Source organism: Yeosuana aromativorans, assembly GCF_014646655.1.
Taxonomy (GTDB): domain Bacteria; phylum Bacteroidota; class Bacteroidia; order Flavobacteriales; family Flavobacteriaceae; genus Yeosuana; species Yeosuana aromativorans.
On the sequence record NZ_BMNR01000008.1, the window covers coordinates 84,392 to 98,378 of the forward strand.

The 13,987-nt window shown below is 36.6% G+C and carries 11 protein-coding genes; 6 read left to right on the forward strand and 5 right to left on the reverse strand.

Annotated features, from left to right (window positions below):
* Window positions 1–1,392 (forward strand): T9SS type A sorting domain-containing protein, encoded by a 1,392-nt coding sequence (locus IEW94_RS15105; protein ID WP_188654597.1) that lies wholly within the window; start codon window positions 1–3, stop codon window positions 1,390–1,392.
* Window positions 1,393–1,400: 8 nt separating this feature from the next.
* Here IEW94_RS15105 and IEW94_RS15110 read toward each other — a convergent pair whose 3' ends face one another.
* From IEW94_RS15110 to IEW94_RS15125, 4 genes are all read right to left on the reverse strand, one after another.
* Window positions 1,401–2,126 carry an SDR family oxidoreductase gene (locus IEW94_RS15110; protein ID WP_188654599.1) on the reverse strand — a complete coding sequence of 242 codons (726 nt, stop codon included), beginning with the start codon at window positions 2,124–2,126 and terminating at the stop codon, window positions 1,401–1,403.
* A gap of 84 nt (window positions 2,127–2,210) precedes the next feature.
* Entirely contained in the window at window positions 2,211–2,735 is a 525-nt protein-coding gene (locus IEW94_RS15115) for a DUF4136 domain-containing protein (protein WP_188654601.1), read from the reverse strand.
* A 162-nt stretch (window positions 2,736–2,897) separates the two neighbouring features.
* Window positions 2,898–3,896: a GTPase ObgE gene (gene obgE / locus IEW94_RS15120; RefSeq protein ID WP_188654603.1), complete on the reverse strand. Its 999-nt coding sequence runs from the start codon at window positions 3,894–3,896 to the stop codon at window positions 2,898–2,900.
* 51 nt (window positions 3,897–3,947) lie between these two features.
* Complete coding sequence (locus tag IEW94_RS15125) at window positions 3,948–5,057, reverse strand: adenylate kinase (RefSeq protein WP_188654605.1); 1,110 nt, start codon at window positions 5,055–5,057, stop codon at window positions 3,948–3,950.
* Window positions 5,058–5,409: 352 nt separating this feature from the next.
* Between IEW94_RS15125 and IEW94_RS15130 the strand changes: the two genes are divergently transcribed.
* The 4 genes from IEW94_RS15130 (at window position 5,410) to IEW94_RS15145 (ending at window position 9,821) form a co-directional block, all read left to right on the forward strand.
* Window positions 5,410–6,564: a 5-(carboxyamino)imidazole ribonucleotide synthase gene (locus IEW94_RS15130; protein ID WP_188654607.1), complete on the forward strand. Its 1,155-nt coding sequence runs from the start codon at window positions 5,410–5,412 to the stop codon at window positions 6,562–6,564.
* Window positions 6,565–6,571: 7 nt separating this feature from the next.
* Window positions 6,572–7,054 carry a 5-(carboxyamino)imidazole ribonucleotide mutase gene (gene purE, locus IEW94_RS15135; protein ID WP_188654609.1) on the forward strand — a complete coding sequence of 161 codons (483 nt, stop codon included), beginning with the start codon at window positions 6,572–6,574 and terminating at the stop codon, window positions 7,052–7,054.
* 124 nt (window positions 7,055–7,178) lie between these two features.
* A complete protein-coding gene (locus tag IEW94_RS15140; RefSeq protein WP_188654611.1) occupies window positions 7,179–9,218 on the forward strand; it encodes a M3 family metallopeptidase in 2,040 nt (679 codons plus the stop codon).
* Window positions 9,219–9,266: 48 nt separating this feature from the next.
* Window positions 9,267–9,821: a sigma-70 family RNA polymerase sigma factor gene (locus tag IEW94_RS15145; protein ID WP_188654613.1), complete on the forward strand. Its 555-nt coding sequence runs from the start codon at window positions 9,267–9,269 to the stop codon at window positions 9,819–9,821.
* Window positions 9,822–10,082: 261 nt separating this feature from the next.
* On the opposite strand, the gene IEW94_RS15150 is transcribed toward IEW94_RS15145, so the two are convergent.
* Window positions 10,083–10,916: a UbiA prenyltransferase family protein gene (locus IEW94_RS15150; RefSeq protein ID WP_188654615.1), complete on the reverse strand. Its 834-nt coding sequence runs from the start codon at window positions 10,914–10,916 to the stop codon at window positions 10,083–10,085.
* Window positions 10,917–11,034: 118 nt separating this feature from the next.
* Between IEW94_RS15150 and gcvP the strand changes: the two genes are divergently transcribed.
* Complete coding sequence (gcvP, locus tag IEW94_RS15155) at window positions 11,035–13,884, forward strand: aminomethyl-transferring glycine dehydrogenase (RefSeq protein ID WP_188654617.1); 2,850 nt, start codon at window positions 11,035–11,037, stop codon at window positions 13,882–13,884.
* Window positions 13,885–13,987: the final 103 nt, after the last annotated feature.

A 13,987-nucleotide genomic window follows, 5' to 3' on the forward strand; every position in this document is an offset into this window, starting at 1 on the left:
ATGAAGCAATCTTTATTTCTGATATTATCTATTTTGAACATTCAATTAGCTTTTTCACAGGCTTTTACTGTTGAGTCGATTAAATATTCTGGCGACAATAATAAACGCATTAATTTGGTGATTTTAAGTGAAGGCTATCAAAGCAGTGAGTTTAACAAATTCACTACTGATGCAACCAATTTTATGAATTCCATGTTTTCACAAACACCCTACAGTGAATATGCCAATTATTTTAACGTTTATATCATAAAAGTACCCTCTAATGAAAGTGGTGCTGACCATCCTGGAACAGCAACCGATGTTGTTGAACCCACTTCTCCAATAACAAATGTTGACACGTATTTTAACAGCAGTTATGATACTGGCGGATACCACAGATTGCTTTACAGCTTTAATACTTCAACCATTTCTACCGTGCTTGCAAATAATTTTCAGCTTTATGATATCGCTATTGTTTTAGTAAATTCAAGTGAGTATGGTGGTTCTGGAGGTCAGTTTGCTTTTGCTTCAACCGGCATGAGTGCCAGTGAAATTGCCGTACACGAAATAGGACATTCTTTTGCCAATTTGAAAGACGAATATTTTCAGGGCGATGAATATTTAGCCGAAGGCATTAACTTGACCCAAGAAACCAATCCAAGTTTGGTAAAATGGAAAAATTGGATAGGTGTTAATGGCATTAACATTTATCAGCTTTCAGGCTCAGTAAATGCCAAAACCTGGTACAGACCTCACCAAACTTGTAAAATGCGCTATTTAGGATATCCTTTTTGTTCTGTTTGTACAGAAGGTGTCATTGAAAAAATCCATTCACTTGTTTCTCCAATCGATTCTTACACACCCATATCAAGTAGTATCACAAACCCTAGTTTTCTTATTGATTTTCAACTCAATTTAATAGAAACCATACCCAATACTTTACAAAGCAAGTGGACACTTAATGGAGCTGATTTTGCAAACAATTTAGACCATCTTTCTGTTTTAAAAACCGATTTAAATGCCGGCATCAATAATTTGACTGCTGTGGTAACAGATACCACACCACTATTAAGAATAGATAACCATGAAACCATTCATGCGTATACTGTTAGCTGGACTATTGACAATTCTGCTTTGGGAGTTCATGAGATAAACAGCCAGGTCAATGATATAAAAATCACTGTTTATCCAAATCCAACCCAAGATATTGTGAACTTAAAATTTGATAGTTCTTTAAATACTAACTTGAGAGTTGATATTGTTAGCATGGATGGTAAAAAAATTGCCACTAAAACTATTTCCAGTTCTTATACTTCTAAAATTGACATGCAAAGCTTCAGCAACGGTATTTATATTGCTAAATTTTACTCCAATAACGTATTGATTGCAACCAAGAAGTTGGTCAAAAACTAAAGGGAAAACTATTTACTTGGTGGCATGGTTGGTCGCACCTCAATTTTACTTGGCAAGGTTCTGGGGTTCATTTTAAGCAAATCCAAAACCAATTCACCAATGTCTTCAATCTGAATTTTCCAAGCATCATCTGCATTGGGAGTATGATCATTAAAATACGTGGCGACCGAACCCGGCAAAATGGTACTTACTTTGACATTGTGTTTACGCAAATCCAACATGACGGCTTGCGTAAATCCTGTTACTCCAAACTTACTGGCATTATAAGCAGATCCATTTGCAAAAAAATTGGTTCCCGCTAAACTGGAAATGGTAATAAAATAGCCTTTTGATTGTTTTAAGGCATCCACAGTGGCCTTAATGGAATAAAACACACCTGTAAGATTGGTGTCTATGGTTTCCTGCCATTGCTCAACTGATAAATCCTCAATACTTGCAAAATGTCCTAAACCAGCATTGGCAATCACAATATCCAACTGGTTAAAGTGTTCCAAAATGATTTTAATAGCATTTTGCTGACTTTTATAATCTCTTACATCGGCTTTAATACCAATAGCTTTTGCCCCTTTTGACGCATTGGCATTAAGAGCTCCTGCTGCTTTTTGAGCAGAGGATTCATCCCTGCTGGTAATGGCAACTTGAATGCCTTCACTAAGCAATGCTTGTGCAATTCCATATCCTATCCCTTTTGTGCCTCCTGTAACAAGAGCCACTTTATGTTTTAAATTATTCATGATTTTTATTGCTTTTAAGTAAAACTACAAAATCAAAAAACAATCAGGGAATTTAATATGTTATAATCTTTATAAAATTTAAAACTAGGGTTTTGGCGGATATTGGGACAGCGTTTTATTTACAATAGCCTGTAATTGTGCGGTTCTGTTTTCTGGCGTTGCATTAGGATTGTAACTGGATTCACTCACCGCTTCCCAAAACAATCCCTTCCCTTTTTCATCAACAAAATCAATGATAATTTGACGGTTCACATTGGATTGCCCCAAGGGAATGCCAATGGAAAGACCACCACCAACATTGCGGCCACCACCACCTAAACCAACCCCAACCGTGTTGCGCTGGGCTTCTCTGTACTCACTGCTTTTTATGTCAATGTAGAAATCTGGCGTTTCAGAAAATCTAATTCCCAAAGTTTCCAGTTTGGCGTCCATAGACTCTAAAAACCGTTTAGTATCCAATTCACTTAAACCGGTTTTCATATCACCATAATAGTTATAGGTTTTGTATTTTGAAAAATCCGTTCCTTTTTCATAATCATAGGTCACGCGAATGGGAGCGCAAGAACTCAATATAAGTAGCATTAAAATAACCGGGGATAATACTTTCATGATTGTTTTTATTATAAAAATAATCAAAAAATGTTCCATTAACAGTATTGTTGCATGGAATTTGTGTTAAGGATTGAAATGAAAATCCTTTTTTTGAAATCAAAAAAAGATTGTAATGTAAAGCCTGACGTTTTATTGTATAAAACGGAACACCCAAAAAAGCTAATTGTTCAACATTTTCCACAAGGTGTCTTTCAACTCTGTGATGCCTTGTTGTGCCACTGAGGAGATAAACAGATATGGTATTGGGAGCTCTTTATCCAGTTCTTTCTTGAGCTCTGCTTTAAGTTCATCATCCAATAAATCGCATTTTGAAATGGCAATGATGCGTTCTTTATCAAGCATTTCAGGATTGTAGCGACGAAGCTCATCCAACAGAATATCGTATTGCCTTTTAATGTCGTCTGCATCGGCCGGAATTAAAAACAGTAAAATGGAATTACGTTCAATATGCCGTAGAAAATAGTGCCCAAGTCCTTTTCCTTCAGCAGCGCCTTCAATAATTCCGGGAATGTCTGCCATGACAAATGTTTGAAAATCGCGGTACTCTACAATTCCCAGATTGGGTTTTAAAGTCGTAAATTCATAATCAGCAATTTTTGGCTTGGCAGCCGTAACAACCGATAAAAGCGTGGATTTTCCGGCATTGGGAAATCCTACCAAGCCCACATCGGCCAAGACTTTTAATTCAAGTGTGATGTGTCTTTCTTCTAAAGGTAAACCAGGTTGCGCATAGCGTGGCGTTTGATTGGTAGCCGATCTAAAATGCCAGTTACCCAGTCCGCCTTTTCCTCCCTCTGCAATGATTTTTTCTTCACCATCTTTAGTGATTTCAAAAATAATATCATTGGTCTCGGTATCACGAACCACGGTTCCCAACGGCACATCAACATACACATCTTCTCCATCGGCACCAAAGCTTCTGCTTTTGCTTCCATGTTCTCCATGACCGGCTCTAATATGTTTTTTGAATTTTAAGTGAAGTAATGTCCAAAGGTTTGAATTACCTCGAATAATAACATGGCCACCACGACCGCCATCACCACCATCAGGGCCTCCTTTAGTAATAAATTTTTCGCGATGTAGATGCGCAGAGCCTTTGCCTCCATTACCTGAGGACACAAACATTTTTACATAATCAACAAAATTTCCTTCAGTCATGATTGCGTTTAAAATATTTAAGTTTAAATATAAATTTAAACTCGAAAACGTTTATAAGCTATCTATAACGTTGCTTAAACGTTCTGTGATTTCATCTATACTACCAACACCATCAACCCCAAAATATTTGTTTTGAGCTGAATAATAGTCTTTTAAAACAGCTGTTTTTTTATAATATTCCTTTATTCTATTTCTAATAACAGATTCATTGGCATCATCAGGTCTGCCACTGGTTTTACCACGCTCTAACAACCGTTTTACCAAGATATCATCTTCAACTTCAAGAGCAATCATGGCGCTTATTGCAGAATCTTTGGTATCCATCAATTTATCCAAGGCATCAGCTTGTGCATTGGTACGCGGAAAACCATCAAAAATAAATCCGTTGGCATCAGCATTTTTTTCAACCTCAGCATTTAACATATCTATGGTCACTTGATCTGGAACCAATTCCCCTTTGTCCATATAGGATTTTGCCAACATGCCCAAAGCAGTCTCGTTTTTTATGTTGAACCTAAAAACATCTCCTGTTGAAATATGAATGAGATTGTACTTTTCCTTTAAAAAATTGGCTTGCGTTCCTTTTCCTGCTCCTGGAGGCCCAAATAGCACTAAGTTTGTCATGTGTTGTGTTTCTTTTATCTGATAGACTTCTGGTAAATTTCGTCCCAATCCGTCATAGTCAAGTCCAAATCCAACTATGAATTTATTTGGGATTTCTATACCAACATAATGTAGCTTAAAATCTTTTTTATATGCTGCAGGTTTATAAAACAAGGTGGCTATTTTTAGTGCTTTTACCTGTTCGTTTTTAAAAATCCTATGTATCTCAGCAAGCGTATTACCAGTATCAATGATATCTTCAAGTACAACAACTGTTCGTCCTTTTAAATCTTGTGTCAATCCTATTAAACGTTGAATATCCTCAGTGGATTTAACGCCTTCATAAGAAGCCAATTTAATAAAGGTCACTTCACAGGGGCTTGGATATTTTTTCACAAAATCACTGACCACCATAAAGGAACCATTCAGAACACCCACAAACACAGGAATCTCATAACCTATGTCATTATGGATTTCATGGGCCAGTCGTTCCAAGGCAGTATCTATTTCCTTGGCAGAAATAAACGGTTTAAAATATTTGTCGTGAAGTTTTATCACTGTGTTAAATTTTAAAAGATGCAAAGTTAAGGAATTGATTGCCGATTACCCATTTTTAATTTATGATTTAAACGCATTTTGTTCAATCAAAGTCATTTTTTAATGGTTTCTAGGTGACTTAACTGTATAATTTCCTGTTTTTTTTCAAGCAAACTTTTATTAGCTTACCATTTATAACGCTTAGTCAAATTTATTAATGGGCTTTTCATCTGTTTATATTTATTTGTTTTTTATCGGCCAGATGTAACATCCATATAATCATTCCGCTGTATGACAAAATTTTAGTCATGGATGTTTCATATTAAAATGTATTTTTGCATATCTGTTAATGATTTCATTAAAGACTAATTTCATGGACTATTTTTCTTCAAATTTTAAACTTGGCATCCTGGGAGGCGGACAATTGGGCAAAATGTTGCTGAACGATACTAGGAAATTTGATATTTACACCTGTGTGATGGACGCTAGCAAAGAAGCACCGTGCAACATCGCATGCAATGAATTCCATTTGGGGGATTTAATGGATTATGATGCAGTTTATAAGTTTGGTAAACAGGTAGATGTGCTGACCATTGAAATTGAAAACGTTAATGTAGCTGCTCTGGAAGATCTTGAAAAAGAAGGTATAAAAGTATTTCCATCTTCTAAAACCCTCAGAGCCATTCAAAACAAGGCTACACAAAAATTATTTTATATTGACCACAATTTGCCAACTGCCCCTTTTTCAAGGTTTGCTTATACCTCTGAAATTAAGGAAGCCATTAACCACGGCGGATTGAATCTGCCATTTGTATGGAAAAGCGCTCAATTTGGTTATGATGGCCAAGGTGTTAAAATTGTCAAATCCATGGAAGATTTACAAGGCTTGCCAAATGTTGAGTGTATTACAGAAACATTGGTCCCATTTAAAAATGAATTAGCCGTCATTGTGGCACGGAATGTTTCCGGTGAAACCAAAGCATATCCTGTTGTTGAGATGGAATTCCATCCTGAGGCCAATCAAGTGGAATATGTGATTTGTCCTGCCAGAATCCCTGATGAAGTAGCCAAAAAAGCAAAAGATATTGCCTTGAAAGTATCGGCAGCATACAACCATGTTGGGTTGTTGGCAGTTGAAATGTTTCAAACAAAAGAAGATGATATTTTAATAAACGAAGTAGCGCCAAGACCACATAATTCTGGACACCATACTATTGAATCCAGTTACACATCACAGTTTGAACAACATCTAAGAGCTATTTTAAATTTACCGTTGGGAAGAACCGATAGTAAAGTTGGGGGTATTATGGTCAATTTAGTAGGTGCCGAAGGTTTTACTGGTAATGTTGTATATCAAAATATTGAAGCTATCATGCACATGGACGGTGTAACGCCTCACATTTATGGTAAAAAACAAACCAGACCATTCCGAAAAATGGGACATGTAACCATAGTGAATGAGGATTTAAACAAAGCGCGGCGTATTGCCGAAGAAGTAAAAAATACGATAAAAGTAATCGCAAAATAAAAACGTTATGAGTAAAGTTGGAATAATCATGGGAAGCAAGAGCGACCTTCCTGTTATGCAAGATGCCATTGATATTTTAAAAGGTTTTGATATTGCTGTTGAAGTTGATATTGTTTCTGCTCACAGAACCCCTGAAAAATTATTTGATTATGGCAAACATGCTCATACTAAAGGCTTTTCGGTTATTATAGCTGGTGCTGGTGGTGCAGCTCATTTACCCGGTATGATTGCTTCGCTTTCTCCACTTCCTGTTATAGGCGTTCCCATAAAAAGCAGCAATTCCATTGATGGTTGGGACTCAATACTTTCCATACTTCAAATGCCAGGTGGTGTTCCTGTAGCCACCGTTGCGCTTAATGGTGCCAAAAACGCCGGTATTTTGGCGGCTCAGATTATTGGTTCAAGTGATTCAAGTGTATTGGATAAAATCTTAACTTATAAAGATGGCCTTAAACAAATGGTCATCAAATCGGCTAACGACTTAAAATAAAAAAACCCCGAAAAAATTCGAGGTTTATGGAGATTAATTTGAATTAGTCACTCTTCAAAAATAATATCTGCAAATATATAAAAAATAAATTATGCACGCATAATAGTTTTTAAATTTATAATCCATGATTCAAAATATATTAACAAAACCTTTCAGCACACCTTATGGCACAGCGCCATTTTCCAACATAAAAACCCAAGATTTCCTTCCTGCTTTCAAACAAGCCATACAAGACGCTAAAGATGAAATTGATGCAATAGTCAATAATACGGAGGCACCTTCTTTTGAAAACACCATTGAAGCATTGGATTTTTCCGGCGAACAATTAGATAGGGTTTCCAATATTTTTTTCAACTTAAACTCAGCTGAGACCAATGATGATATTCAAAAAATTGCTCAGGAGGTATCACCATTATTATCAGAGTTCAGTAACGATATTGCTTTAAACGAAGACCTATTCAAACGTGTTAAAGCGGTTTACAATCTTAAGGATTCTTTAGATTTAACAACCGAACAGCAAACGCTGCTTGACAAAAAATACAAAAGTTTTTCCAGAAACGGTGCCAATTTACCTGAAGACAAAAAACAAAAACTTAGAGAAATCGATAAAAAATTAAGTCAGTTGAAGCTTAAATTTGGTGAAAATGTATTGGCCGAAACCAATAAGTTTGAAATGCTGATCACTAATGAAGACGATTTAGCAGGCTTGCCAGAAGGCACTATTGAAGCCGCCAAGCAATTAGCCGAATCAAAAGATAAAGAAGGTTGGTTGTTTACATTGGATTATCCGAGCTATATTCCGTTTATGACTTATGCAGACAACAGGGAACTTCGCAAAAAACTGGCCATTGCATCGGGCAAAAAAGGTTTTCACAATGATGATCTTGACAATCAAGATATTGTTTTGAATATTGCCAAACTTCGTTTTGAACGGGCTCAATTATTAGGCTACAAAACCCATGCTGATTTTGTTTTGGAAGAACGGATGGCCAAAACACCTGAAAAAGTAGCCTCGTTTTTAAACGAATTATTGGAAAAAGCCAAACCAGCAGCACAACAAGAATTTAATGATCTTCAAGCCTTTGCTAAAGAACTGGATGGCATTGACCAATTGGAGAAATGGGATAGCGCCTATTATGCTGAAAAACTCAAACAAAAATTGTTTGATTTAGATGACGAAAAGCTAAAACCTTATTTTAAGCTTGAAAACGTAATCAACGGTGTGTTTTTGGTAGCTCAAAAACTCTATGGATTAGAGTTTGAGGAAATAAACACCATTGACAAATACCATCCAGATGTACTTACATACAAAGTAACTGATGAAAAAGGCCAACTGGTTTCTATATTCTATGCCGATTTTTTCCCTAGGGCAGGTAAACGAAATGGGGCCTGGATGACTTCCTTTAAGCCCCAATCCATCAAAAAAGGTGTCAATGAAAGGCCACATATCTCTATAGTTTGCAACTTCACCAAGCCAACCAAAAGCAAACCCTCATTGTTGACCTTTAACGAAGTGACCACGCTGTTCCATGAATTTGGCCATGCGCTTCACGGAATGTTAGCCAACACCACCTACCCAAGCCTATCGGGCACAAGTGTTTACTGGGATTTTGTTGAATTACCAAGTCAAGTGCTTGAAAACTGGTGTTACGAAAAAGAAGCACTGGAATTATTTGCTACACATTACGAAACTGGAGCGGTTATTCCCATGGATTTAATTGAAAAAATCAAAGCTTCTGCCACATTTCACGAAGGCATGCAAACACTCAGACAGTTGAGTTTTGGATTATTGGACATGAGTTGGCACGGTCAAGATCCAACCACTATTTCTAGTGTAAAAGACCACGAACTTCAAGCATTTGAAAGCACAAAACTATATCCTGATGTAGTAGAAAATTGCATGAGTACCTCGTTCTCGCATATTTTTCAAGGCGGTTATTCTTCTGGATATTACAGTTATAAATGGGCCGAAGTATTGGATGCCGATGCTTTTGAATATTTCAAGGAAGCAGGTATTTTCAACAAAGAAGTCGCCAAAAAATTCAAAGATAATATCTTATCACAAGGTGGAACCGAAGACCCTATGGTGCTTTACAAACGCTTTAGAGGGCACGAACCAAAACCGGAAGCTCTACTGAAACGTGCTGGATTAATAAAAGCTTAATTTCTGCTTTTTTTGTGTTATTTTTGAAAAACTTGTTATAAAAACAGTATGCCAAAACATCTTCTAAACCCTAATAAGTGGATTGACCTTTATGCCGATTACTTATTTAATTACACCATTTCACGTGTCAATGACAAAGAAATGGCCCAGGATTTAGTACAAGACACGTTTTTGGCGGGGTTAAAATCGATGAAAAAATTTAAAGGAGAAGCCAGTGAACGCACGTGGTTGATTTCTATTTTAAAACGAAAAATCATTGATCACTATCGAAAAATAAACTCCAAAAAAGGGAAAGCCGAAGTTAGAATGATCTACAATAATGATGCTGAAAATGAAGGCGATTGGTTGGAAGAACAAGTTGCTGACCCATTTGACAAAACAGCTGAAGATACCATTCAAAATGAAGAACTTGGCGATGCCATATACAACTGCCTATCTAAATTACCCGAAAAACAAGCAGAAGTTTTTAGAATGAAAACTATTGAAGGTTATGAAACCGAGGTAATTTGTAATGAATTAAATATCACTGCGTCTAATCTTTGGGTAATTATACATAGAGCTAGAACCGCTATGGCTGCTTGCCTTGAAGACAATTGGTTTTGATTATGAGCAAAAAAATTAAATTTGGGATTCCCTGTAGTGAAGCAAATCATGTTTGCGACAAAACACAATACAAAGAATCGTCTTTTTGGGAAAAAGTTAAGCTCAATATTCACTTGATATATTGCAGAGCATGTAGACAATACACGAAAAACAATACAAAACTTACCTCTTTAATTAAAAATTCAAAGGTTACTTGTATGGACAAAAAAGACAAGATCAATTTGAAAAAAGATTTTGAGAAGGTTTTGAAAAAATCAGAAATCAATTAATGGCAAGATAAAAAAACAGCCATAAAATTGGTAATCCTTCCACCCAAAACGAGCAATAATATTTTCCCTGTTCTTTTTTAGAAAACATCAAAAACAAAATTAAAATTAGTGTTGTTACTAGTAAGGCCATAACTTCACCCGGCTGTATTTCATTTTTAAAAAATTCTAAAACAAAACAAAGTACACCTAACAATACGCCCATTATTTTAGTGCCCTTAATACCAATTTGCTGAGGAATTGTAGATAGCCTTAAGCTATCATATCGCAAATCCCTTATTTCAAAAGGTAACATTAACATGATTACAAAAACAAACCGCTGTAAGCCGGTTATGATAACATCTTCACCAATAGGATAATTGGCATTTAATAATGGCAAAAAAACCGTTACTCCAGACCATACCAAAGCGATAACATACACTTTTAATCCCGTAATACTCCTTAAGTTATTTTGTTCATCCACAAACAATCTGTTGGGCAAAAAAGGAATGGCATATAAAAACGTTATAAGTCCGAAACCAGCTATGTAGAGCATTGTTTTTTCCTGAAGTTTCAATCCGTAGTAACACATCAAGATAAAGCATACCAGCGAAAACATCTGAATCAATTTCAGCCATGCTGTCAAACTGCGGTGATGAAACTTGGCCATCCCAAAATATTTCACAAAATTATACCCTGTAATAGACGCATAAAAAATAAAATACAGCACATTGGCATCATACGGAAGGTTAAAGTCCTTTAGCGTAATCCAAGACATGGAAAAAACAGCTAAAGCCACATGGATACTGCTGTTTATGTAAAAATTCAATATCTGCTTTAAAATAGTCATAATACAAAAATAACCAAAGTGTTAATAAAGCTGTCCATTGGTTAAAAACTTTCATTTTTATTCTCAAAAAAGGCATTTTAATTATGTAATTTTGCGCATTAATTTTCAATAATTTTTTATGAACACAAACGCTTTTGCATTGCGTCACATAGGACCAAGAGAAAACAATCAAAAACTCATGTTAAAAGCCATCGGAGTAGATTCTTTGGATCAATTAATCTATGAAACCATCCCAGATGACATTCGCTTAAAAAAGCCATTGAATTTGGATGAACCCATGACCGAACATGAATATTTACTTCATATTCATGAGTTATCGAAAAAAAATAAAGCGTATAAAACCTATATAGGATTGGGATACCACCCAACCATAATGCCAGCCGTTATTCAAAGAAATATTCTTGAAAACCCGGGTTGGTACACAGCTTACACACCGTACCAAGCTGAGATTGCACAAGGTCGCCTTGAGGCTTTGTTGAATTTCCAAACCATGATAACCGATTTAACCGGTATGGAAATTGCCAATGCATCCCTTCTGGATGAAAGCACAGCGGCCGCTGAAGCCATGAGCTTATTGTTTGCTGTACGGGAGCGTGAGCAGAAAAAAAATGAAGTCAACAAATTTTTCGTTTCTGATGCCATTTTACCACAAACATTATCTTTACTTCAAACAAGGTCAAATCCTCTAGGCATAGAATTGGTTGTTGGCAATGAAAACAGCTTTGACTTTTCGTCTGATTTTTTTGGGGCTATATTACAATATCCAGGAAAAGACGGACAAATAACCGACATTAAAACCTTTATTTCAAAAGCTAATGAAGCCCAGATAAAAGTAGCCGTTGCAGCCGATATTTTAAGCTTGGTAAAATTAGAAGCTCCTGGCAAATTTGGTGCTGATGTTGTTGTAGGTACCACGCAACGCTTTGGTATACCGATGGGTTATGGCGGCCCCCACGCCGCTTATTTTGCTACCAAAGAAGCTTACAAACGTGATTTGCCCGGACGGATAATTGGTGTCACTAAAGATGCCAATGGCAATAGAGCTTTACGTATGGCTCTTCAGACTAGGGAACAACATATTAAACGCGATAAAGCGACCTCAAACATTTGTACGGCTCAAGTATTATTGGCCGTTATGGCTGGTATGTATGCTGTGTATCACGGCCCTAAAGGCCTGAAATTCATTGCAAATAAAGTACACAATTCTGCTGCAACGCTTGCAAATATTTTAGCAAAATTAGGTTATGACCAAGTAAATACGTCTTATTTTGATACGCTTCAAATTAAAACCAATTCAAAACACATCAAGAAAATCGCCAAGGAAAAAAAGGTGAATTTCTTTTACCCCGATAAAGAAACGGTTACTATTTCAATCAATGAAACCACTTCTGTTAGAGATTTAAATTACATCATTACCGTTTTTGCTGAAGCTGCTAAAAAAGAGACCATTGTCATTTCATCTATTTCGGAATTCAACAATATTTCAGAAAATGCCCAAAGAACGTCTGACTTTTTAACATTGGATGTGTTCAACAAATACCATTCTGAAACTGAACTGATGCGCTATATAAAATCCCTAGAACGTAAAGATTTATCATTGAACCATTCCATGATTTCTTTGGGTTCATGCACCATGAAATTAAATGCTGCTTCAGAAATGCTTCCGTTGAGTTGGTTTAAATGGGGAAATATCCATCCATTTGCACCTTTAAAACAAGCAAAGGGTTACCTTACTGTATTAAAAGAATTAGAAGATCAATTAACCGAAATCACAGGTTTTGCGGCAACCTCTTTACAACCAAACTCAGGAGCACAAGGGGAATATGCTGGATTAATGGTTATTAAAGCCTATCATGAATCGCGAGGTGATGCCCATAGAAACATTTGCTTGATTCCATCATCAGCCCATGGTACCAATCCAGCCAGTGCGGTTATGGCAGGGATGAAAGTGGTTGTGACCAAATCAACAGCTGAAGGCAATATTGATGTGGTGGATTTACGTGAGAAAGCCGAATTACATAAAGATAATTTAGCTTGCTTAATGGTAACCTATCCTTCAACCCATGGCGTTTATGAATCTGCCATAAAAGAAATCACAAAAATCATTCATGATAATGGTGGCCAAGTTTATATGGATGGCGCCAATATGAACGCACAAGTTGGACTAACCAATCCTGGCAACATTGGTGCCGATGTTTGCCACTTGAATTTACACAAAACCTTTGCCATTCCGCATGGTGGTGGTGGACCAGGTGTTGGACCTATTTGCGTGGCAAAACAACTGGTACCCTTTTTACCAGGCAACCCATTGGTAAAAACCGGTGGCGACAAAGCCATAACTGCTATTTCAGCCGCACCCTATGGTTCTGCCTTAGCTTGTTTGATTTCTTATGGATATATCAAGATGTTGGGAGCCGAAGGCTTGACAGAATCTACCAAAATAGCCATTTTAAATGCCAATTACATCAAACATCGTTTACAAGGTAGCTTTGACACCTTGTATTCTGGAGAACGCGGCAGAGCTGCCCATGAAATGATTGTGGATTGCAGACCGTTTAAAGCCAATGGCATTGAAGTGACGGATATTGCCAAACGTCTTATGGATTATGGTTTTCATGCTCCTACCGTTTCATTTCCTGTTGCGGGAACCTTGATGATTGAACCCACTGAAAGTGAAAGCAAAGAAGAAATTGACCGGTTTTGTGACGCTTTAATCTCCATTAAAAAGGAAATTGACCAAGCTTCAAAAGATGACAACAACAACGTATTAAAAAATGCGCCTCATACGTTGGATATGGTAACCGCCGATGAATGGCTATTTCCATATACCCGTGAGACCGCAGCGTTTCCTTTAGACTATGTAAAAGGCAATAAATTTTGGCCTTCTGTAAGACGTGTTGATGATGCTTATGGCGACAGGAATTTAATCTGTACTTGTGCTCCAATTGAAGCCTATATGGAAGCCTAATTTATGGTGATGAACATCGTAAAAAAACAGACAATTAAATTGACCTTTAATTTAAAGTAACTACTTTAGTGTTACAACTAAATTAAAGGCATCATTTTTATTT

Excerpts from the sequence above, each read along its gene's own strand:
- obgE (WP_188654603.1), bottom strand. The coding sequence starts at position 3,896 with ATGACTGAAGGAAATTTTGTTGATTATGTAAAAATGTTTGTGTCCTCA.
- IEW94_RS15115 (WP_188654601.1), bottom strand. The coding sequence starts at position 2,735 with ATGAAAGTATTATCCCCGGTTATTTTAATGCTACTTATATTGAGTTCT.
- IEW94_RS15130 (WP_188654607.1), top strand. The coding sequence starts at position 5,410 with ATGGACTATTTTTCTTCAAATTTTAAACTTGGCATCCTGGGAGGCGGA.
- IEW94_RS15105 (WP_188654597.1), top strand. The coding sequence starts at position 1 with ATGAAGCAATCTTTATTTCTGATATTATCTATTTTGAACATTCAATTA.
- IEW94_RS15150 (WP_188654615.1), bottom strand. The coding sequence starts at position 10,916 with ATGACTATTTTAAAGCAGATATTGAATTTTTACATAAACAGCAGTATC.
- IEW94_RS15145 (WP_188654613.1), top strand. The coding sequence starts at position 9,267 with ATGCCAAAACATCTTCTAAACCCTAATAAGTGGATTGACCTTTATGCC.
- IEW94_RS15140 (WP_188654611.1), top strand. The coding sequence starts at position 7,179 with ATGATTCAAAATATATTAACAAAACCTTTCAGCACACCTTATGGCACA.
- IEW94_RS15110 (WP_188654599.1), bottom strand. The coding sequence starts at position 2,126 with ATGAATAATTTAAAACATAAAGTGGCTCTTGTTACAGGAGGCACAAAA.
- gcvP (WP_188654617.1), top strand. The coding sequence starts at position 11,035 with ATGAACACAAACGCTTTTGCATTGCGTCACATAGGACCAAGAGAAAAC.
- purE (WP_188654609.1), top strand. The coding sequence starts at position 6,572 with ATGAGTAAAGTTGGAATAATCATGGGAAGCAAGAGCGACCTTCCTGTT.